At 62.9% G+C, this 21,901-nt stretch carries 15 protein-coding genes; 9 read left to right on the forward strand and 6 right to left on the reverse strand.

What is annotated here, in order from left to right; translation table 11 throughout:
• Positions 1–7: 7 nt before the first annotated feature.
• From M3P21_RS03160 to M3P21_RS03175, 4 genes are read right to left on the reverse strand one after another with little or no spacing between them, the layout of a single operon-like run.
• Complete coding sequence (locus M3P21_RS03160; protein ID WP_249706710.1) at positions 8–1,162, reverse strand: ABC transporter permease; 1,155 nt, start codon at positions 1,160–1,162, stop codon at positions 8–10.
• A complete protein-coding gene (locus M3P21_RS03165) occupies positions 1,159–2,187 on the reverse strand; it encodes an ABC transporter permease (RefSeq protein WP_249706712.1) in 1,029 nt (342 codons plus the stop codon). The genes M3P21_RS03160 and M3P21_RS03165 overlap by 4 nt, the downstream gene beginning before the upstream one ends.
• 13 nt (positions 2,188–2,200) lie before the next feature.
• Entirely contained in the window at positions 2,201–4,117 is a 1,917-nt protein-coding gene (locus M3P21_RS03170; protein WP_249706714.1) for an ABC transporter substrate-binding protein, read from the reverse strand.
• A complete protein-coding gene (locus M3P21_RS03175; RefSeq protein WP_249706716.1) occupies positions 4,110–5,882 on the reverse strand; it encodes an ABC transporter ATP-binding protein in 1,773 nt (590 codons plus the stop codon). Before M3P21_RS03175 ends, M3P21_RS03170 begins: the two co-directional genes overlap by 8 nt.
• Before the next feature lie 231 nt (positions 5,883–6,113).
• Between M3P21_RS03175 and M3P21_RS03180 the strand changes: the two genes are divergently transcribed.
• The 7 genes from M3P21_RS03180 (at position 6,114) to M3P21_RS03210 (ending at position 14,138) form a co-directional block, all read left to right on the forward strand.
• Entirely contained in the window at positions 6,114–6,614 is a 501-nt protein-coding gene (locus M3P21_RS03180) for a class I SAM-dependent methyltransferase (protein ID WP_373319935.1), read from the forward strand.
• Positions 6,615–6,638: 24 nt separating this feature from the next.
• Positions 6,639–7,268, forward strand: a complete 630-nt coding sequence (locus M3P21_RS03185; protein ID WP_249706718.1) for a glutathione S-transferase family protein — start codon at positions 6,639–6,641, stop codon at positions 7,266–7,268.
• Between the two features lie 111 nt (positions 7,269–7,379).
• Positions 7,380–9,782: a GcvT family protein gene (locus M3P21_RS03190; RefSeq protein WP_249706719.1), complete on the forward strand. Its 2,403-nt coding sequence runs from the start codon at positions 7,380–7,382 to the stop codon at positions 9,780–9,782.
• Positions 9,779–11,293, forward strand: a complete 1,515-nt coding sequence (locus M3P21_RS03195; protein ID WP_249706722.1) for a trimethylamine methyltransferase family protein — start codon at positions 9,779–9,781, stop codon at positions 11,291–11,293. Before M3P21_RS03190 ends, M3P21_RS03195 begins: the two co-directional genes overlap by 4 nt.
• Positions 11,294–11,971, forward strand: a complete 678-nt coding sequence (locus M3P21_RS03200) for a TetR/AcrR family transcriptional regulator (protein WP_249706724.1) — start codon at positions 11,294–11,296, stop codon at positions 11,969–11,971.
• Positions 11,968–13,272 carry an NAD(P)/FAD-dependent oxidoreductase gene (locus M3P21_RS03205; RefSeq protein ID WP_249706726.1) on the forward strand — a complete coding sequence of 435 codons (1,305 nt, stop codon included), beginning with the start codon at positions 11,968–11,970 and terminating at the stop codon, positions 13,270–13,272. The genes M3P21_RS03200 and M3P21_RS03205 overlap by 4 nt, the downstream gene beginning before the upstream one ends.
• A gap of 104 nt (positions 13,273–13,376) precedes the next feature.
• A complete protein-coding gene (locus tag M3P21_RS03210) occupies positions 13,377–14,138 on the forward strand; it encodes a hypothetical protein (protein WP_249706729.1) in 762 nt (253 codons plus the stop codon).
• On the opposite strand, the gene M3P21_RS03215 is transcribed toward M3P21_RS03210, so the two are convergent.
• Positions 14,075–17,509: an indolepyruvate ferredoxin oxidoreductase family protein gene (locus tag M3P21_RS03215; protein ID WP_249706731.1), complete on the reverse strand. Its 3,435-nt coding sequence runs from the start codon at positions 17,507–17,509 to the stop codon at positions 14,075–14,077. The two genes, M3P21_RS03210 and M3P21_RS03215, sit on opposite strands and share 64 nt — an antisense overlap.
• A 145-nt stretch (positions 17,510–17,654) precedes the next feature.
• Between M3P21_RS03215 and M3P21_RS03220 the strand changes: the two genes are divergently transcribed.
• Positions 17,655–18,110, forward strand: coding sequence for an Lrp/AsnC family transcriptional regulator (locus M3P21_RS03220; protein ID WP_249706733.1), 456 nt, complete (start codon positions 17,655–17,657; stop codon positions 18,108–18,110).
• Positions 18,111–18,113: 3 nt separating this feature from the next.
• On the opposite strand, the gene M3P21_RS03225 is transcribed toward M3P21_RS03220, so the two are convergent.
• Complete coding sequence (locus M3P21_RS03225; protein ID WP_249706735.1) at positions 18,114–18,503, reverse strand: DUF3307 domain-containing protein; 390 nt, start codon at positions 18,501–18,503, stop codon at positions 18,114–18,116.
• Between the two features lie 268 nt (positions 18,504–18,771).
• Between M3P21_RS03225 and M3P21_RS03230 the strand changes: the two genes are divergently transcribed.
• Positions 18,772–21,714, forward strand: a complete 2,943-nt coding sequence (locus M3P21_RS03230; RefSeq protein ID WP_373319936.1) for an ABC transporter transmembrane domain-containing protein — start codon at positions 18,772–18,774, stop codon at positions 21,712–21,714.
• Positions 21,715–21,901: the final 187 nt, after the last annotated feature.

Below are 21,901 nucleotides of genomic sequence, written 5' to 3' on the forward strand. Positions count from 1 at the left end.
GCCCGGTTTACTGCTGGTAGGGGTCCAGACTGTCCCGCAACCCGTCGCCAAGGAAGTTGAACGCCAGCACCACGACGATGATCGGCAGCATCGGGATGGCGGTCCAGGGATAGATCTCGATCGAGGCGAGGTTTTGCGCATCGTTCAGCATCACGCCCCAACTGACCGCCGGGGCCCGCAGTCCCAGACCAAGGAAACTCAACGCGGTTTCCCCGAGGATCATCGCCGGGATCGACAGCGTGGCCGAGGCGATCAGGTGCGACATGAAATTGGGCAGCAGGTGTTTGCGGATCACCCGGCCAGACCCGGCCCCCATCATCTCGGCGGCGCGAACATACTCCTCTTCGCGCAGGGACAGGAACTTGGCCCGCACCGCACGGGCCAGACCCGGCCAGTCGAGAATGCCCAGGATGATCGAGATGACAAAGAACACCGCCACCGGCGACCAGTTCGACGGCACCGCCGCCGACAGCGCCAGCCAGAGCGGCAACTCCGGCAGGCTTCGCAGGATCTCGATCACCCGGTTGATGATCCAGTCGGTCCTGCCGCCGAAATACCCCGCGATTGACCCAAAAAGGATGCCCAGAGTGAACGACACCGTAATGCCGATCAGACCCACGGTCAGCGACAGCTGCGCGCCATAAAGGATGCGGCTGAACACGTCGCGGCCCAGCCGGTCCGAACCCCAGAGGAACACGGTTGCGCCCTCGGGCGCGCAGAACAGATGGGTGTCAGCCGGGATGAACCCCGCCAGCTTGTAGTCGTCGCCCTTGCAGAAGAACCGCAGGTTCTGCGGATCACTGATGTCGGGGATAAACTTCCACTGGAAGGTCTCCAGATCCGGCTCGGCGGTGATCGGGTAGATGAACGGCCCCTTGAATTCCCCCTCATGGAAGAAATGCACCGCCTGCGGCGGGGCGTATAGGTGGTCTCCGTTGCGCTCATTGGGCGTATAGGGTGCGATGAAGCCAGCAAAGGGCAGCATCAGATAGCTCAGCAGCAGGAAGAGGCCCGAGAACAGCCCCAATTTATGGGTCTTGAACTTGCGCCAGATAAGTACCCAGTTGGGCGCGTCCAGATCGCGCCGCTCAAGCTGTTGCAGCGACGCCTGCGGATCATAGGGCGCGTCGTCGACATAGCGACCATCGGGCAGTTGGGTCATGTCTCGCGCCCCTCATACCGGATGCGGGGATCGAGCAGCACCAGCAGCACGTCCGAGATCATCGTGCCGACCAGCGTCAGCAGCGCCACGAACATCAGGATGAAGCCCGACAGGAACAGGTCCTGCGTTTTCAGCGCGGTCAGCAGGCTGGGGCCGATGGTCTGCAGGCCCAGCACCACGGACACCAGAACCGAGCCCGACACCATGGACGGCAGCAGGTTGCCGATATCGGCGACAAACGGGTTGAACGCCACGCGCAGCGGATACTTGTACAGCATCCGCGACGGCGACATGCCCTTGGCAATGGCGGTCTCGACATAAGGCTTGCCCAGCTCGTCCAGCATATTGGCGCGCAGCCGCTGCATCATCGCCGAGGCACCGGATGTGCCGATGACGAAGGTGGGGACGATCAGGTGGATCAGGATCGATTTGGCTTTCTCCCAACTCATCGGCAGCCCTTCAAAGCCGGGGTCCATCAGCCCGCCGATGGGCAGATCGAACAGCTTGTGGCCATAGTAGAACATGATCAGCGCCAGCAGAAAGTTCGGCGTGGCAAGGCCCAGATATCCGACAAAGGCCGAGCTGTAATCGACCCAGGTGCGCGAGCGCGCCGCGGCCAGTACTCCCAGAGGCAGGGCCACCAGATAAACAAACAGGACGGCGGCCAGATTGACCAGCACGGTCAGCCACAGGCTTTCACCGACAATCTCGGACACCGGCCGGTCGAACTCGAAGGACCAGCCGAAATTGCCCTGAATGATGCCGGAAAACCCGTGCGGGCCGGGCATGAAGCCCATCCAGATCATGTATTGCTGCCAGAGCGGTCGGTCGAGCGCGTATTCGGTGCGCAGGAACTCGGCCTTGGCCACGCCCGCCGACTGGCCCGAGGCCTGCAGCTCTGCGATCTGATTGCTCAGGTAATCGCCCGGCGGCAGGTTGATGATGGCGAACACCAGCACCGACACCACAAGCAGCGTGAGCAGCATCGTGATGAAGCGATAGATCGCATAGCGCAGGATGACCATTCAGCTGTTCCCGTCACTCGGCAAAAAAGAACTCATCCATCCGGTGCACCCCGAAATGCGCGCCCGGGTCCCAGGCCCACATTCCCTTTTCAGGCACGTTATGCAGCTTGTTCGAGACCACGACCGGTTGCGGAGCACCTGCCAGAATACCAATGCCATAAAGCTGATCGGCGTGAATGGCCAGCATCTCGCGCCAAGCGGCGTCGCGCGCCTCAGGGGTCTCGGCCTCGTTCCAGTCGTGCAGCAATTCCATCAGACGCTGCGCCTCGGGCAGGTCGGGGGCTTCGCCCACCTCGCCATCGGTCTGGTAGTATTGGCCCCATTTCGGCCAGGCAAGGAACACCTGATCGGTGGGGGCCAGGTAATCGGGCGAAGTATACTCGCGCGGCAAGCCATTGTCCCAGCCATACCAGACCGAGGCCATGGTGCTGCCTGCAAAGACCCGGTTGCGCAGGATGTCGCGATCCAGCGGACGCATCACCAGCTTGACCCCGATCTCGCGCCAGGTATCGGTCACGATCTGCAAGGCGTTCTCGACCTCCTGCCGCTCACCGGCGGTTTCGATGACGAACTCCATCGGCCGCCCGTCGGGCAGCAGACGTGTTCCGTCCGGCGCGCGCTGGTCCAGCCCGGCCTCGTCCAGCAGACGGTTGGCCGTTTCGGGATCGAACTGCGCCCAGGCATTCAGGTTGTCCTCCTCGAAGAACGGACTTTCCGGCAGCACCGTCATCGAGCCGGGCTTGGCCAGTTTGAAATACAGCGCCTGATTGATCGTGTGGCGGTCAATCCCCAGCGATAGCGCCCGGCGCACCCGGGCGTCGCGCAGCACCTCGCGCCAGACGTCGTCTTCGTAGTTCAGATTGGGATAGATCGCGATCTGCGAGGCGACGCCGGTGTTCCAGAGCTGGGTTTTGTAATCCCCTTCTGCCTCGCCCTTTTTGAGGATCGAGGCATCGCGGAAGTCCAGCCCGCGCGCCTGCAGATCGGATTCGCCCGCGTTCGACTTGGCGGCCACCAGACCGGGGGCCACGATCTCCATCTCGACCACGTCGATATAGGGCAGTTGCACGCCGTTGCTGTCGACCCGGTGATAATAGGGGTTGCGCACGAAGTTGTGGCGGATCTTTTTACCCGAGCTTGCATTCACCCAAGGCTGCAGGGTGGGCAATTTGTGATTGTCGAACTTGTAGAGATTGTCGAGCTTGTTGTGCAGCGAGGCCCAGCTTTTGACCCGCTCTTCCTCGACCTGAGCGGCCAGTGTCTCGGGATCGGCATAGTCGCCGTGATACGCCTTCAGGAACTCTGAAGGGCGATAGATGAAGGGCGGGCGCGCCTGTGCCAATGCCTGCAGGAAATCGGGGTTGGGCGTGTTCCATTCGTAGATGATCGTCTGTTCGTCGGGGAAGCTGACCGTGGGCAATTCGCCCTCGACCCGCAGGAAATCGGGCGGGCCCGAGGGGCTGAGCAACTCGTTATTGGCCACATCTTCCCACCAGTAGCGGAAATCCTCCGAGGTGAAGGGCGCGCCGTCGGACCATTTATGGCCGGGGCGCAGGTGCAACGTGTATTTGCGGTTGCCTTCGTTTTCGTAAGCGGCAAGCAGATCGGGCGCGATCTCATAGTTCTCGTCATAGCCCACCAGCCGCGCATAGCCATAGACGACCATCTGGCGGATATCCTTGGATCGGGTGATCATCGTGTTCAGCGTGCCGCCCTCGGTGCCGAATTCGCGCCCCTTCGCTTCCAGATCGACAATGATCGGGTCGGCGGGCAGGCGTTCTGCGATCGGAGGCAGGTGGCCGGCATCGACCTCGGATTTCCAGAACGCGCCCTCCTGCAACTCGGGCAGGGTGGTCGCGCCCGCCGGTAACAGCCCGGACAGGACCAGGGCGGAAGACAGCAGAAAACGACGGAAACGAGTGTCAAACATGGCAACGTACCTTATGGCCAGGCTCCAGTTCCACAAGCGACGGTACCACCTGTTCGGTGAAACGAAAGGCGTCGTCCCACTTTTCCGGGGAGCCTGCGCCCTGAGCCACGAGTTTCAGGTTGATGGGCCGGTCGATATCCGGCTCTGGCTGCGCCGCGATCAGCGCTTTGGTGTAGGGATGTCTGGGATTATAAAACAACGTATCGGGTGGGGCCTGTTCGACCACCAGCCCCTGACGCATCACCGCCACCTCGTCGGCAATCCGCGCCACCACGGCCAGATCGTGAGAGATGAAGAGATAGCTGAGGCCCAGACGCTCCTGCAATTCCTCCAGCAGGGTCAGGATCTGTTCCTGCACCGACACATCCAGCGCCGAGGTCGGCTCGTCACAGACAATCAGCGACGGGTCCAGCATCATCGCGCGCGCCACTGACAGGCGCTGGCGCTGGCCGCCGGAAAAGGCATGCGGGTAGCGTTTCAGCATATCCGGGTTCAATCCGACCCGGCACAGCATCGCCTCGGCCTTGTCGCGCTGTTCGGATCGGCTGCCGATGCGGTGGATTTCCAGCGGTTCGGTCATCGCGTCCTGCACCCGCATGCGCGGGCTGAGCGAGCTGTAGGGGTCCTGAAACACCATCTGCGCCTGACGCTGGAACCGTGTGCGCTCGGCCCGGGTCATCTTGTGCACGGCGACGGGATCGGCACCCGGCCGGGCGCGGAACAGGATCTCGCTGCCGGGGTCGGGCAGTTCCGCCCCCAGCGCGATCCGTGCCGCTGTGGTCTTGCCCGAGCCGCTTTCGCCGACGATGGCCAGCGTCTTGCCGCGCGCCAGCTTCAGGTCGACGCCACGGCAGGCATGCACCTTGATCGCCGGTTTCCACCCTGACCCGGCGCGCATCGTGTAGGTTTTCGAGACTTTGTTCATCTCGAGGATCAGATCGTCCTGCGGCATCGGCAGGCCGACGGTCGCGCGGTCGGGAATCTCGGGTGCGGCGTTGAACAGTTGCTGCGTATAGGGATGCGCGGGGGCTTTCAGGATCGCAGCGGCGCTGCCCGCCTCCATCACCCGGCCCTTGTGCATCACCACGACCTGCTCGGCCATGTTGGCCACAACGCCAAGGTCATGGGTGACCAGGATCAGCGCCATGCCGGTTTCGCGCTGCAATTCCTTGATCAGCCCCAGCACCTGCGCCTGCGTGGTCACGTCCAGCGCGGTTGTCGGCTCGTCCGCGATCAGCAGATCGGGTTTGGCAACCATCGCCATCGCGATCATCGCCCGCTGACGCATGCCACCCGACAGTTCAAACGGATAAGACCGGTAGGCGCGTTCGGGATCGGGGAAGCCGACACGCTCGAATTGCTGCAGGACCTGCCGGCGCGCCTCGCGTTCGCTGGCGCCGCGATGCAACCACAAAACCTCGCTCACCTGATTGCCGATCCGGTGCAGTGGCGACAGCGACCGCATCGGTTCCTGAAAGATCATCGAGACCCGATCGCCGCGAATGTCGCGCAGCTTGCGCTCGTTGAGTTCCGACAGGATCAAGGGCCCGCCTTTGCCGCCCAGGGTGACCCGCCCCGAAGTGATGCTGGCGGTGCGTGGCAGGATGCGCAGCACGGCGCGGCAGGAAATGGTCTTGCCTGACCCGGATTCCCCGACCAGCGCAAGGGTTTCGCCCGGTGCGACGCTGAAACTGACATTCTTGACCACCGGTTCGGCGCCGCCGAAACCGATGCTCAGATCGTCAACTGAAAGCAGAGGGGTCATTCAGCCGGTCCTGGAACCATGGCCTCGCCGAAACATACTGATTTTTTCATCCCCGTGGTCATTTTGCGCCACTTTCGCTTGCCGGTGCCCATGTAGTCAAACCCGAATTTGTGACCGGACCTCACGAAAAGCGGAGGTCGGGCCAATCCACCCTACACAATTGGTTGACGATTTGGCATCACCGGCGTGACGCCGCGCATCTGTCGGCGCGATTGCAACGGAGTGTCCCGCGTGACCCAGACCCAGACCCGTCTTGACCTGTTCATCGACCGGATGGTCTCGCAACGGGCCTGTCTCGATCACGCGATTGCCCTGACCACCGGCATGACCGGCCCGGTGTTCGAGCTTGGCCTTGGCAACGGCCGGACCTATCACCACATGGCGCAGCGGGTCAGCGGGCGTGATATATATGTCTTTGAACGCAACCCCGCCGCGCATCCCGATTCCACGCCGCCGGAAGAACAGTTGATTCTGGGTGACGTCCGCGAGACGCTGCCGTCGACGCTACAACGCTTTGGCGCCAGCGCCAGTCTGATTCATGCCGATCTGGGTGGGCATAACCGGGAGAAGAACGACGTCTTTGCCCGCTTCGTTTCGCCGCTGATCGAGCCGCTTCTGGCCTCTGATGGGCTGATGGTGTCGAGCGATCGGATGTATTTCGAGGGGATGAGCGAAGAACCGCTGCCACAAGATGCCGTACCGGGGCGGTGTTTCATCTATCGCGCGCCCTGAGCGGCAACAGACAGGAGAGACCGCATGATCTTCTACGATTGCAAGACCGCCCCCAGCCCGCGCCGGGCGCGGCTGTTCATCGCCGAAAAGGGGATCGAGGTCGAAACCCGCGAGGTTGCGCTGGGCGAAGGCGCACATCTCGCGCTCGAATTCCGGGCCATAAACCCACACGCCACCGTGCCGGTGCTGGTCACCGATGAGGGCGCTGTTTTGACCGAAAACCTCGGTATCGCTGCCTATCTCGAGGCCAAGTTCCCCGCCCGCCCCCTGATGGGTGAAACACCCGATGAAAAGGGCCTTGTCCTGATGTGGAACGCGATCATGGAACAGCAGGGCGGCGCTCCGATTGCCGACGCGCTGCGCAATTCCAGCCCACGCATGGAAGGCCGCGCCATTGTCGGCCCGGTGAATTTCCAGCAGATCCCGGAACTGGCCGAACGGGGCAGGGTGCGGGTTGGATTGTTCTTTGACCTGCTCGAAAACCGCCTGTCCGAGGCGCCCTATCTGGCGGGCGAACGCTTCACGCTGCCCGATATCAGCGCACTGGTCTTTGTCGAGTTTGCGCGCGCGATCCGCATGACGGTGCCCGACGAACATCCCGCGACACTCGATTGGTATGCCCGCGTAAAGGAACGCCCCAGCGCCTCACTCTAAAGCCGACACAATTTGGGCGCGAAACCATGCGGCTTGAACTGTACAGAAATGTCTAGACAGATGTGAACAGTCTGGCTAGCGTCTGACCCGACAGGTCCATGGGAGGGTCGGATGAAGTCGCATTACCGCGTTGTCGTGATCGGTGGGGGCGTTGTCGGCGCCTCGGTTCTGTATCATCTGGCCAAGCTGGGCTGGTCCGATGTCTGCCTGATCGAACGCTCGGTGCTGACCGCCGGGTCAAGCTGGCACGCCGCAGGCGGCATTCACGCGCTGAACGCCGATCCCAATATCGCCGCGCTGCAGGCCTATACGATTGACCTGCTGCCCGAGATCGAAAAGGAAAGCGGCCAGAATATCGGGTTGCACATGACCGGCGGGCTGACCATGGCCGGAACCCCGGATCGCTGGGAATGGCTGCAATCGGCCTATCGCGTGTTCCAGTCCATCGGCATCGAGGATTGCCGTCTGGTGACCCCGGAAGAAGCGGGTGAGCTGAACCCGATCATGTCCACCGAGGGGCTGCTGGGCGGCATGTGGGCCGACCGCGAGGGCTATGTGGACACCACCGGCACCGTTCATGCCTATGCCACCGCCGCCAAGAAACGCGGTGCTGAGGTGATCGAACATAACCGGGTGCTGGAGCTGAACCAGACTGCTGAGGGCTGGCAGGTGGTGACCGAGAAAGGCACCGTGACCTGCGAACATGTGGTCAATGCCGGTGGCCTCTGGGCCAAGCAGTTGGGCCGTATGGCCGGGATCGACCTGCCGGTCTCGCCGCTCAAACACCACTACTTGATCTCCGACACCATCCCGACGTTGGAAAAGCTGGATTTCGAAGTGCCAATGACCGTGGACCTCGAGGGGTTCACCTATATGCGGCAGGACCAGAAGGGGCTGCTGCTGGGCATTTACGAGGTCGATCACGAACATTGGGCCATGGATGGTGCGCCCTGGGACTACGGGATGGAGCTGTTTGGTGAGCAGACCGACCGGATCGAACAAGAGCTGATCCTGGGGTTCGAACGCTATCCCGATCTGCAAGAGATCGGCGTCAAGACATGGGTCAACGGTGCGTTTACCTTCTCGCCCGATGGCAATCCTCTGGTGGGTCCGGTACCGGGCAAGCGCGGCTATTGGTGCGCCTGCGCGGTGATGGCCGGGTTCCTGCAAGGCGGCGGTGTCGGCAAGTCGCTGGCCGAATGGATGATCCATGGCGAGCCCGAGGCCGATGTCTATGGCATGGACGTGGCCCGCTATGGCGATTTCGCCCAGAACAAGCGTTACATCCGCGAGACCACCGGCCAGTTCTATTCCCGCCGCTTCGTGATGACCTATCCCAACGAGCAATTGCCTGCCGGACGCCCGCTGAAGACCGCGCCCGCCCATGATGCGATGACGCAGGCGGGCTGCAAATGGGGCGTCAGCTGGGATCTCGAGGTGCCTTTGTATTTTGCCCCGCAGGGGTTCGAAGAAACGCCAACCCTGAAACGCTCCAACGCCTTCGACATCGTGGGTGAGGAATGCCGGGTGATCCGCGAGGGCGTGGGTCTGCTGGACATCACCGGCTTTTCCCGGTTTGAGGTCAGCGGGCCACGGGCTGAGGCGTGGCTAGACACGCTGATGGCCTCGAAACTCCCCGGACCGGGCCGCGCCAAACTGGCCCCGATGCTGAGCGAGACCGGAAAGCTCAAGGGCGACCTGACGGTGCTGAACTGGGGCGATGGCAGTTGGTGGATCATGGGCAGCTATTATCTGCGCGCCTGGCATATGCGCTGGTTCAACGATCACTTGGAGGATGGCGTCTCGGTCCGTGATCTGGGGGAGGAAATCTGCGGGTTCGCCCTGATCGGCCCGAAATCGCAGCAGGTGATCACACGCGTGGCCGAGCAGGACATCTCGGGTCTGAAATTCATGGGCTGCGGCCGCTATGACATCGGGATGTTGCGCACCCGCGTGGCGCGCATGTCGGTGACCGGTGAGAAAGGCTATGAGATCAACTGCCGCTACGGCGATCACAGCACCCTGCGCCACATGCTGCTTGAGGCCGGGACCGAGGACGGCATTCGCGAATGCGGCTTCAACGCGATGCTCTCGACCCGGCTGGAGAAAAGCTTTGGCATCTGGTCGGCAGAGTTCACCCAAGGCTACACGCCCGGCATGACCGGCATGGATCGCTGGATCGACTGGTCGAAGGAATTCGTCGGCAAACTGGCCGCCGAGGGGGAACGCGACGGCAATGGCCCGGCGCAAATTCTGGTGACGCTGGAGGTGGACGCGGAGGGCGCCGATGCCAGCGGCTATGAGCCGGTCTGGGTCGGTGAGGAAAAGGTCGGTTTTGTCACTTCGGGCGGTTATGGCCACACCACCGGCAAATCGCTGGCCATGGCGTTGGTGAACCGGGATCAGGCGGCAGTTGGCACCGATCTGTCGGTGCATGTGGTGGGCGTGAAACGCGCGGCCAAGGTCATCGCACCCTCGCCCTATGACCCCGGCGGCAAGGCCATGCGATTATGATCCGGCGTGGACGGCGGGCGCGTTCGGCAGAAGCCCCGACGCGCAAAGTGGATTACCACAATCTGCGCAATCCCTTTCCACCGATGAACGCCTTCACCGAGGACCGGATCGAGGCGCTGCATCAGGCCTCGCTGACGGTGCTGGAAGATATCGGCATCAAGGTTCTGCTGCCCGAGGCGCGCAAGCTCTTTGCCCAAGGCGGCGCGCGGGTCGAGGACGAGATGGTTTTCATCGGGCGCGACATGGTCGAGGCGGCCATAGCCTCGGCCCCCAAATCGATCCTGATGAAAGCCGCAGCGCCAGAGCGCGACCTCACGCTGGAACTGGGGCGGCTGGTGTTCCAGCCCGGCGCGGGTGCGCCACATGCCACCGATCTGGTGCGCGGCCGCCGCCCCGGCACGATCCGCGATTTCCGCGAGATGGTGCAGATCACCCAGGCGTTTGACGTGCTGCATATGGTCCCGCCCCTGGTCGAGGCGCAGGACGTACCGGTCGAACTGCGCCACTATGCCATGACCGAGGCCGAATTGACGCTGAGCGACAAGGTGCCCTTCCTCTATTCGCGCGGCACGCCGCAGGTGAGGGACGGGTTCCAGATGATCCGCGACTTCCGTGGTCTCTCGGATGCGGAATTCCAGGCCCAGCCCTGGTGTTACACGATCATCAACACCAACTCGCCCCGCGTGATCGACATGCCGATGGCGCAGGGGTTGATCGACTTCGCCCGCGCGGGCCAGATGTCGATCGTCACGCCTTTTACCCTGATGGGGGCGATGGCCCCGGTCACCGTGGCGGGCGCAATGACGCTCAGCCATGCCGAGGCGCTGGCGGCGATCACGCTGACCCAACTGACCAAACCCGGCGCGCCGGTCTGCTATGGCACCTTCACCAGCAATGTGGACATGAAATCCGGCGCGCCTGCCTTTGGCACACCGGAACATTTCACTGCCTCACTGGTGGCAGGGCAACTGGCGCGCAGGCTCGGCCTGCCCTGGCGCTGCGCAGGCGGAAGCGCCGCCAATATCAACGACGCGCAGGCCGCCAATGAGACGCAGTTCGCGCTTTGGGGCTGCCTGATGGCCGGTGCAACGGTGGTGATCCATTCGGCTGGCTGGCTGGAGGGCGGGCTGACGGTGTCGTTCGAAAAGATCATCACCGATCTGGAAGTGCTGCAAATGGTGGCCGAGCTGTGCGCCGGAACCCCCGCCAGTGACGCCGATATCGCGTTGGACGCGCTGCGCGAGGTACAGCCCTCGGGCCATTTCTTTGGCGCCACCCACACGATGGAGCGCTACCAGACCCAATTCTACGAGCCGCTGGTCGGTGACTGGTCGAATTTTGGTACCTGGACGGAGCGCGGCGAGGTGGATGCTAACCACCGCGCCATCGGCATCTGGCAGGAAATTGTCGAAAACGGCACCGCACCCGCCCATGACCCCGACCGTATTGCGGGCCTGAGTGAATTCATTGCGCGCCGCACCCAAGAAGGCGGCGCCGCCCCGGAGAGCTGAATGAACACCAAACCGATCCTGCACCGTGACGATCCCGAGGCCGAGCCTCTGGTCGGCAACATCAAGGTCACCCGCGACGACTGGCTGAACCTGGCCATGGATGTGCTGATCTCGGACGGGGTCGAGCAGGTCAAGGTGATGAATCTGGCCGAGCGGATGGCAGTCTCGCGCTCGTCCTTCTACTGGTATTTCAAGTCCCGTCAGGACCTGCTGGATGCGCTGCTGGCGAAGTGGCAGGCCACCAACACTGCCGCCCTGATCGCCCAGGCCGAGGCCCCGGCCAGAACCATCACCGCCGCCGTCTGCAACGTGCATCGCTGCGTGGTCAACACCGACCTTTTCGACACCGCGCTGGATTTCGCCGTGCGCGACTGGGCCCGGCGCGAGGGCAAGGTCCGACGCATGCTGGACCAGTCCGACGCCAGACGGCTGGCCGCGCTGCGCGCGATGTTCGCACGGTTCGGATATGAGGAACTGGAATCCGAGACCCGCGCGCGTGTCCTCTATTACATGCAGATCGGCTATGATCTGGCCCAGCTCAACGAACCGCAGGACATCCGGCTGTCGCTGGTGCCGCAATACCTGTTTGTCTTCACCGGCGTCGAACCCCTGCCCGAGGAAGTCGAGGAATTCGCCGCCTATGCAAGCAGCTTCTGGGAGGAGGAAGACCAGACATGACCAGCCCTGACGCAATCCTCATCGGAACCGGCGTGATCGGCTCGGCCATTGCCTTCGAGATGGCGAAAGCGGGCTGGAAAACCCTGTCGCTGGACCGCAACGCGCAGGTGGGCCACGGCTCGACCGCCGGGTCCTGCGCGATCATTCGGATGCATTATTCGACCTTCGACGGCACCGCCTTTGCCTGGGAGGGCTATCACTATTGGCGCGATTGGGGGCAGTATCTGGGCCTGCCCGAGGATGCCGATCTGGCGCAGTTCCGCGAGACCGGCTGTCTGGTGATGAAGACCGAAGCCAACGGGTTTCTGGCCAGGCACATGAAGAACTCTGCCGCGCTGGGTTGCCCGTTCGACGAACTGACGCCGGATCAGATCACCAAAAGGTTGCCGGTCTACGCGCTGGACAGCTATGCACCCGCCAAGCGCATGGACGATCCCGGTTTCGGGCACCCCAATGGCGGGCAACTCAGTGGCGGCGTGCTCTGGCCCAATGGCGGTTATGTCACCGACCCGGCGCTATCGGCGCAAAACCTGATGCAGGCGGCGCGCCAACACGGGGCCGAGGTCAGGACCGGCGCTGAGGTGGTGGAGATTCTACAATCGGGTGGCCGGGTGCAGGGCGTGAAACTGGCCTGCGGCGAGGAAATCCATGCACCTGTCGTGGTGAATGTTGCGGGGCCGGGTTCGGCGCTGATCAACGGCATGGCCGGGGTGCTGGAGGATATGACCATCGCAACCCGCCCGCTGCGGCAGGAGGTGGTGCATGTGCCCAGCCCCGAAGGCTTCGATTTCGAGAGCGATGGCCTGATCGTCTCGGACAGCGACATCGCGTGTTACTGCCGCCCCGAACACGGCAATCACATCCTGATCGGCTCGGAAGACCCGGAATGCGACCCGCATCAATGGTGCGAGGATGACGCGCATTATGACACCAATTTCACCGATCAATGGACCACGCAGGCGATGCGCTATGCACAGCGCGTGCCCAGCCTTGGCATCCCCTCGCGGATGCGGGGGGTGGTGGACCTCTATGATGCCTCCACCGACTGGATTCCGATTTATGACAGATCCAGTCTGCCCGGGTTCTACATGGCCTGCGGCACCAGCGGGAACCAGTACAAGAACGCCCCCATTGCGGGCAAGATGATGACCGCGCTGATCGCTTATTGCGAGGGGGGCGGGGATCACGATGCCAACCCGCTGCACTTCGAGCTGCCCTATCTGGGCAAAGAGGTCGATGTCGGATTCTATTCGCGCAAACGCCCGATCAACGAAGAAAGCAGTTTTTCCGTATTGGGATAATCCGGGCCGTTCAGACCGTTGAAACCGGATTTGAGCGCCGCGCCTCTGGGCCTGCCATCGCATACGCCTATCATCTGCGGGCAGCGCATGATCCGGAGGAGCCCGTGGCAGACCCGCAAACCCGCGTACTGATCCTGGGCAGCGCACCGGTGGCCGAGGTCGCCTGTGACTGGCCGAAAGCGCCCTTCACCCATATCGTGGCGATCAATAACGCCTGGCGGCTGCGTCCCGATTGGGACATTCTGATCCACCCCGAGGATTTTCCCGAAGCGAACCGGCCCAAAACCCTTGCACCCGGCCAGCGGATCGTGACCGCCGCCGATTATGTGCCCGCACAGAACACCTTTGGTGGCTTTGTCTTTGCCGGCGGCACCATGGCCTTCACGGCGGGCTATTGGGTGCTGGCCGCCCTGACCCCGTCAGTGATCGCCTATTGCGGCTGCGACATGGTCTACCCGGCCTCCGGCAAGACGCATTTCTATGGCACGGGCGCGGCAGACCCGTTGCGCGCGGATGTGACCCTGCGCTCGCTCGAGGCGAAATCGGCGCGTCTTGCGCTGTTTGCCGCGCGGCAGTCCTGCCGGATGGTGCGCCTGTCGCAAGGGGAAAGTCGCCTGATCGTGCCGCCCGCCCTGCGGTCCGGCCTCGACGACGCCGCCCTGCCGGATGCCGCAGTGATGGAACCGGCGCTGGCGGCCGAGCGCGCGCTGGGCTATTTCGTGCCCTCGGGCCGCTATTGGGAGTGTCAGGACAGGTTCGAGCCCGCCGCCATTGATGCGGTCGACCGTTTGTGGCTTGAGGCTTATGCGCGGGCCACCGAGACACCCAGCGCCGAGAGCTCCGCCGCCACTGACGCCCGAACCTGATCTGCGGCCTCGGCGCGCACCGGACCATAGCCGCGAATGTCATCGGGGGCGGCGAGGATGCGGCTCCAGTGATCAGCGTGGGTCGGGTCGGGGTCCACCATGGCCTGCGCGATCAGACCCTCGTACCATTTCAGCAACGCGCGATGCAGCCGTGCCTCGTGATGGTAGCGGAACGGGTTCAGGAGCGACCCGCGCAGCCCACGCAGGGCCGCCAGCCCGCGCAGCACCGGGCGCAGCCACGGCCCGAAGGTCTGCTTCACCGCCCGCCCGCGCCCGTCCTTGCGAAACCCCAGCAGCGGCGGGGCCATGTGGTAGGTGACGCGGTAGTCGCCCTCGAACTGCCCGGTCAGTTCTGCGGCGAAGCGCGCTTCACTCATCAGCCGCGCCACCTCGAACTCGTCCTTGTAGGCCATCAGCTTGAACAGGTTGCGGATCACGGCGCGGTGCATGGCCTCGGGTGCGACCGGCAGCGCGTCGCGAAACGCGGCGACCCGGTTGGTATAGCGCCGCGCATAAACCGCATTCTGATAATCGCTCAGGAACCTCGCCCGGCGCGCGATCATCTCGTCGGTGCTTTCCTCCTCGGGCTGCGTGTCGCGGTATCCTTTCAGCCGGGAGGGATCAGCATCCATGCAGCGCCCGATGGCAAAGGCCAGACGGTTGCGCGCAACCGCCACCCCGTTCAATTCGATCGCCTGCGCAATCGCAATGCCCGAGACCGGCACCAGCCCGCGCTGCCAGGCAAAACCCAGCAGGATCACATTGGCAAACACGGTATCCCCCAGCAGCGCCTCTGCCGCCGCGTTCGCGTCGAACCCGGCGACATGTTCCGCGCCCACCACCGCGCGGATTGCCGTCTCGCGCTTGTCCACATGCAACTGCGCGTCTCGGCGCAGCACGATATCGCCGGTGGGCATTTCGGCCCGGTTCAGCACCACCTGCGTGTCTGCAGTGTAATGCGCCGAAGCTTTGGGGGCCGAGCTTACCACGATGTCGCATCCGATCACCGCATCCGCTGCACCCTGATCGATGCGCACCTGGTTGAGGTCGCTTTGCCGCTCGGCCAGCCGCACATAGCTGAGAACCGTTCCGAATTTCTGCGCGAACCCGGTGAAGTCGAGCACCGAAGCGCCCATACCCTCCAGATGCGCGGCCATGGTGATCAGCGCACCGATGGTCACCACGCCGGTGCCGCCGACGCCGGTGACCAGCAGATCGAATGCGGTGTCGAGCCTGGGCAGTTCGGGCACCGGCAGGCCCTGTTCCAGCGCGGCGGGGTCCAGCGTCACAGCGCGTTTGCGCCGCGCCGCGCCCTCGACCGTGACAAAGCTGGGGCAGAACCCGTTCAGGCAGGAAAAATCCTTGTTGCACGAACTCAGATTGATCCGGCGCTTGCGCCCGAACGGCGTCTCTTTCGGCTCAACGCTCAGACAGTTGGATTCGACCGAACAGTCGCCGCACCCCTCGCAGACCAGATCGTTGATCCAGACAAAGCGATTGGGGTCCTCCATCTGGCCGCGCTTGCGGCGGCGGCGTTTCTCGGTGGCGCAGGTCTGTTCATGGATCAGAACCGTGACACCGGGGATCTCGCGAAGCTCGCGCTGTACGCTGTCCAACGCATTGCGGTCGTGAAGCGAGGTGCCCGCCGGAAAATCGGTGCGGCGGTATTTCGAGATATCATCCGAGGCGACCGCGATCCGCGCCACCCCCTCGGCGCGGCAGATCTGGGCGATACCTGCGACACTGATCGGGCCATCCACCGGCTGCCCGCCGGTCATCGCCACCGCGTCGTTGTAGAGGATCTTGTAGGTGATGTTAGTGCCCGCAGCGACCGCCTGCCGGATCGCCAGCGAGCCGGAATGATACCATGTCCCCTCTCCGAGGTTTTGAAAGATATGCCCGCCGCCAGTGAATTTCGAGGCCGCCACATGCGGCACGCCCTCGCCGCCCATCTGCGCGTAACCTGCCGTCTGCCGATCCATCCAGCTTGCCATCACGTGACAACCGATGCCGCTCGCCGCGGTCGACCCTTCGGGGATTTTGGTCGAACTGTTATGCGGGCAGCCCGAGCAGAAATAGGGCGTGCGGGTCGCACCGTCGATCTGGATCAGGTGTGGCGGCGTGTCGGTCAGGGCGCGCGCCTTGGCGGGCAGGCGTTCATCGGGGAAGAACCGGTCCAGCCGCGCGGCCACGATGGGCACCAGCATCAGCGGGCTCAGCTCTCCGGTCCAGGGGATCAGTGGTTCGCCGTGACTGTCATATTTGCCGACCATCTTTTGCGGCTTGTCGCCCGGCCAGTCGTAGAAGTACTCCTTGAACTGGCTCTCGATGATGCCGCGCTTTTCCTCGACCACCAGCACTTCGGCCTTGCCGCGCACAAAGCGCAGCGCGTTGCGCCGGGCCAGCGGCCAGACCATGCCGACCTTGTAGATGTCGATGCCAAGGCGGTGGCAGGCGGCGGCGTCCAGCCCCAGCAGACGTAGCGCCTCCATCAGGTCCAGATGGCCCTTGCCAGTGGTGACAAAACCGAACCGCGCCCGGTCGATGTCATAGATGCGCCGGTCGATCGGGTTGGCCTCGGCAAAGGCGCGCACAGCGCGCAGCTTGGCTTGAATGCGGGTCTCGATCTCGGGCGAGGGCAGGTCGGTGCGGCGCACATGAAGCCCCCCGGCGGGTACGTCGATCTGCGGCAGGGCGAACCGCCGGTCGGGGTGCAATGTGACCGACCGCGCGCTTTCCACGGTCTCCGAGATCGCTTTGAAGCCGACCCATGTGCCGGAAAACCGCGAAAGCGCCAGTCCGTATTCACCGAATTCCAGATATTCCGCGACCGAGGCCGGGTTCAGCACCGGCATGAACCAGCTCAGAAAGGCGGCATCCGACTGGTGCGGCATCGACGAGCTGACGCAGCCATGATCGTCGCCCGCCACCACCAGAACCCCGCCCTTGGCAGCAGAGCCATAGGCGTTGCCATGTTTCAGCGCGTCGCCCGACCGGTCCAGACCAGGCCCCTTGCCGTACCACATGGAAAACACGCCTTCGACCGCGCAGGCGGGGTCCAGAACGGCCTGCTGGGCGCCCAGCACCGCTGTGGCGCCCAGATCCTCGTTCACGGCGGGCATGAATGTGATGCGGTCAGCCTCCAGCCGGTCCTGAGCGCGCCAGAATTCCAGATCAAGCGCGCCCAGTGGCGAGCCACGATAGCCCGAGACGAATCCCGCAGTGTTCAGTCCCGCCACGCGATCGCGCCGGGCCTGATCCATCATGATCCGTACCAAAGCCTGCGTTCCGGTCAGAAACACGCGGCCCGATGTCAGATCATAGCGGTCCTGCAGGCGGTAGGATCGCAACTGCATCTCGTGACGGGTCATCGGACATCCTGCCGTTTGGTTCCGGTTGATGAAAGGATAATCCGGCAGGAGGGGAAGGAGATTTCTGGTTGTATTGAATTTCGGAGAAAATTGGATAAATTTTCCAAATAGAGCGATGTTTTCGAAGCATTCAACCGGGACCGAAATGACCGACGGCCGCGACCGACAGATACTGACCCTCTTGCAGCGGGATTGCCGCATCTCGAACGCCGAGCTTGCCGAAGCGGTGGGCATGTCGGCTTCGGCGCTGTGGCGGCGGGTGCGGGCGCTGGAGGACACAGGTGTGATCGACCGCTATGGCGCGATCGTGAACCCTGAGGCAATCGGGCTGAACTTCGAGGCGATCGTGCATGTCCACCTGACACGGCACGCGCCGGAAAAGATCATCGAATTCATCCGCGCGGTCGAAACCAGCGACGCGGTGCAGGAATGTTATGCCACAACCGGGCAGGCCGACTATCACTTGCGCGTGCTGACAAGCGATCTGGCCGCCTATAATCACTTTCTGGAAGAGTTCCTGTTCCGGCTGCCGGCGGTGTCCAGTGCGCAAACCAATGTGGTGCTGAGAACGATCAAACGGGACCGGCCGGTCACGGCCTGAGCGTCAGGTCACGTATGTCAGCCAGGCCCAGACCATCGCCACATAGGTCATCTGGTGCAGGAACTGGTCAAACCCCACCGCATGCCAATACCGTGCCTGATTGGGCTGCAGTTCCATCTTGTCGGAATAATGCGCCTTGCCGTAATCGATGTTGAAATGGATGAACCATTCCAGTGCGATCAGCAGCAACAGGAAGGCAATTGGTGTGCCCACAATCAGCAACACAATGGCCGAGCCAGCGGCATGGACGCCGGCATGCAGGGCCCGCCCCATATGCCAATACTCTCCACGTCCCGAGAGCATCATGGGTGTTTGCAGGAAGTAGTCGGCGAACATGTGTTTGATCTGAAACAGAAAAAACAGCAATATCACCGTGCCGACGGTGACGGACAAGTTTGCCTCCCAGACTTACGCTCATCGCAGATTACGGATAAAAAACCGCGACTGTAAGTGAACTTCATCACATTAATAGCAGAAAATTTCATGCTATTCCATTTGCCTGTGACAATCTGCGCGGGCTACGCTGTTGCGATGGTAACATGGTAAGGGGCGCTATTTTTCAGCGGCATAGCTCTTAGAATCCGGGGCGGGGAACATCGAACGCACGCTTTTTCAGTTCATCTGGAAATACTCGAAGCGCGACCAGCTCATTCTGCTGGCGGTGACGGCGACGCTGTTTCCGGTGCTCTACCTGACGCTGGAATTGCCGAAGCGGATCATCAACGACGCCATCGGTGCTGCTACTCCGGTGATCCAGGTCTGGGGCATGAATTTCCCACAGGTGACCTATCTGGGCATACTCTGCGTCGCGTTTCTGCTGGCGGTCCTTGGGCATGGTTTGCTCAAGATGCGCATCAACACGATGAAGGGCGTGCTGAGCGAACGGATGCTGCGCCGGTTCCGCTATCAGCTGATCGCGCGCGTGTTGCGCTTTCCGCAGCCCTATTTCGAGCGGGTCAGCCAGGGCGAGCTGGTCTCGATGGTCACCGCCGAAAGCGAGCCGATGGGCGGGCTGATGGGCGACGCGATCAGCCAGCCGGTGCTGCAGGCGGGGCAGATGCTGACCATCCTGTCCTTCTTGTTCCTGCAAAGCGTCTGGTTCGGGCTGGCGGCGGTGGCGCTGATCCCGCTGCAGGCCTGGCTGATCCCCAAACTGCAACGGCAGGTCAACCTGCTGAACAAGAGCCGCATTCAGGAAGTGCGCGTGCTGGCCGCCCAGATCGGCGAAAGCGCCGCGGGCGCCGCGACCCTGCGCGCCAATGGCGGCTGGCGCCACCGGATGGCGCTGGTCACCCTGCAGCTTGGCCGGCTGTTCGATATCCGCTTCCAGATCTACCAGAAAAAATTCTTCATGAAGTTCCTCAACAACTTCATCTCGCAGCTGACGCCGTTCCTGTTCTATTCGGTGGGCGGTTATCTGGTGCTGCAGGGGACGGTCTCGCTCGGGGCGCTGGTGGCGGCACTGGCGGCCTATAAGGACCTGTCGAGCCCGTGGAAGGAACTGCTGGCCTATTACAACCAGACGCAGGACATGGCGCTGCGCTGGGACGTGATCCTGGAACGGTTCGCGCCGCCCGGCATGGTCGACGAAGACCTGTTCCAGGGTGACCCCGAGGAGCGCCCGCGCCTGAACGGCGATATCGTTCTGGACCATGTCTCGGTCCGCGATGGCGATGGCAATCTGGTGCTGGAGGATCTGGATGTCACGCTGCAGGCGGGTGCCGTGATCGCCATCGCTGCACCCAGCGAAGAGGATCGTCGCGCGCTCTCGGCGCTGCTCACCCGCGAGTTGCTGCCCGCCAGCGGCTCGGTGAGGGTTGCAGGTCATGACCTGTCCACGCTGCATCAGGCGGTGCTGGCGGCGCGTATCGGCCATGCCACGTCGCGCCCGGTGATGTTTCAGGGCACCTTTGGCGACAACGTGATGATGCCGATGCGCCTTCGCCCCAATGGCACGCCTGAGGACGATGCCGAACGCAACGAGGCAATCCGCGCTGGTAACAGCGCCGATCCTTATTCCGCTGAATGGCTTGATCCGGGTCTGGCCGGGCTTGAGGACGCCAAGGCGCTGCGGGCCTGGTGGCTGCGCCTGATCGAGGGGCTGGGTTCCGGCGCGGCTTTGTTCCGGCGCGGCACCGAACAGCAGTTCGATTCACTGGTGCATCCGGAACTGGCGACACGGCTGGTCGAGTTGCGCCCCAAGGTGCAGCAGGCTGTACAGGCGGCGGGGCTGGCAGATCAGGCCTATCTGATCGATCCCGACCTCTACAATCCGGCGCTGCCCGTGGCCGAGAACCTGCTATTCGCCACCGCGCGGGTGCCGATCACGCAGGAATTGCTGGCGGGTCAGGCAGAGTTTCTGGCCCAGTTGCGACAGTTGGGGCTGGACCAGACGCTGGTCAGCCTGACCCAGGACGTGATCGACATGCTGCGGCAGATCTTTGGCCTGGACACCACCGATCACCCGCTCTTTCGCAAGCTGGGGCTGGACACCAAAACCTACGAATCTGCCATCGAACTGATCGAGAAGACCCGTGAAAACGGCCATGCGCTCAGCGATGCCGAACTGGCCAACCTGCTGGCGGTGCCCTTTGCGATCTCGGCCGACCGGATCGGTCCGGCCTTTTCCGAAGAGCTCAAGGCGCGCATTCTGGAGCTGCGCCATTCCCATTCCGAACAGCTGATGCGCTGCATCGGCGGTGTCTTCACCCCGCTTGACCCGGTGACCTTCGCACCGGGTCTGACGGTTCTGGAAAATGCGCTCTATGGCAAGGTCAGCCAGATGGGCGGCAGCAAGGCCGATGAACTGCGCAAGCTGGTGGCGGGCGTGTTGATCGACAACGGAGTCCAGCCGCTGGTGGTGGAGCTGATCTATGACATGCCGGTCACGCTGGGCGGGCAGAACCTGTCGGCCACCTATGCCGAGCCGCTGGCCTTCACCCGCGCCACCATCAAGAAGCCCGATATCCTGATCCTGGATCAGGCGCTGGCCAGCTATGACATGACCACCCAGATCGCGGTCTATCAGAACCTGCGCGCGCTGCTGCCGGACAGCACGGTGATCTACATCAATGACGGCTTCGAGACTCCGGATGTCTTTGACCAGTTCATCGAGGTGAAACAGGGCCGCATCGTCAGCGAAGAGGCGGATGAGCTGATTGCCGAAGACGGCGTATCCTCGGCCGACCTGACCCGCAAGCTGCGGGCACTGGAAAAGACGCCGCTGTTTTCGGGGCTGGATCGCAGCCAGTTGCGCCTGCTGGCCTTTGGCGCGCGCTGGTACAATGCGGGGGCCGGGGAAGTGGTGTTTCTCAGGGATGACGAACCGACCGACGGCGCCTATGTGATGATCGAAGGCGATGCCGGGCTCTATTTACCAAAACCCGGTGATGAGGCAGATGAGCTGATCCTCACGGTTGGCCCGGGCGCACTGGTGGGCGAGCTGGGCCTGATCCGCAAGGAACCGCGCGCGCTGAGCATGGTGGCCGAGACCGATATCACCTGTCTGCGCATCGGTGAAGAGGAATTCCTGGCCGTGGTCGAACATGACGCCGCCGTGGCTTATAAGCTGCTGCAGGTGGTGGCAGGTTATGTGTCGAACTAGGCGTCTTGGCTGGCGGTCCTTGTGTCTCGATCTTGGATTCAAGACCGGCATACGATTACGGCAGATCAGGGCATTGGCGGCAATGAGCCCAAATTGCAGATATTCCGCGATGCGGCTGATGTCAGCTTTATGAATTCCACCCGTCAAATGGGGTTGGAGAATTTAGTTTTTAGATGTTGGAGTTTTT

It is taken from the genome of Ruegeria spongiae (assembly GCF_023502395.1).
GTDB classification, from domain to species: Bacteria; Pseudomonadota; Alphaproteobacteria; order Rhodobacterales; family Rhodobacteraceae; genus Ruegeria_C; species Ruegeria_C spongiae.

Excerpts from the sequence above, each read along its gene's own strand:
- M3P21_RS03190 (WP_249706719.1), top strand. The coding sequence starts at position 7,380 with ATGAAGTCGCATTACCGCGTTGTCGTGATCGGTGGGGGCGTTGTCGGC.
- M3P21_RS03205 (WP_249706726.1), top strand. The coding sequence starts at position 11,968 with ATGACCAGCCCTGACGCAATCCTCATCGGAACCGGCGTGATCGGCTCG.
- M3P21_RS03200 (WP_249706724.1), top strand. The coding sequence starts at position 11,294 with ATGAACACCAAACCGATCCTGCACCGTGACGATCCCGAGGCCGAGCCT.
- M3P21_RS03185 (WP_249706718.1), top strand. The coding sequence starts at position 6,639 with ATGATCTTCTACGATTGCAAGACCGCCCCCAGCCCGCGCCGGGCGCGG.
- M3P21_RS03170 (WP_249706714.1), bottom strand. The coding sequence starts at position 4,117 with ATGTTTGACACTCGTTTCCGTCGTTTTCTGCTGTCTTCCGCCCTGGTC.
- M3P21_RS03195 (WP_249706722.1), top strand. The coding sequence starts at position 9,779 with ATGATCCGGCGTGGACGGCGGGCGCGTTCGGCAGAAGCCCCGACGCGC.
- M3P21_RS03215 (WP_249706731.1), bottom strand. The coding sequence starts at position 17,509 with ATGACCCGTCACGAGATGCAGTTGCGATCCTACCGCCTGCAGGACCGC.
- M3P21_RS03175 (WP_249706716.1), bottom strand. The coding sequence starts at position 5,882 with ATGACCCCTCTGCTTTCAGTTGACGATCTGAGCATCGGTTTCGGCGGC.
- M3P21_RS03160 (WP_249706710.1), bottom strand. The coding sequence starts at position 1,162 with ATGACCCAACTGCCCGATGGTCGCTATGTCGACGACGCGCCCTATGAT.
- M3P21_RS03165 (WP_249706712.1), bottom strand. The coding sequence starts at position 2,187 with ATGGTCATCCTGCGCTATGCGATCTATCGCTTCATCACGATGCTGCTC.
- M3P21_RS03220 (WP_249706733.1), top strand. The coding sequence starts at position 17,655 with ATGACCGACGGCCGCGACCGACAGATACTGACCCTCTTGCAGCGGGAT.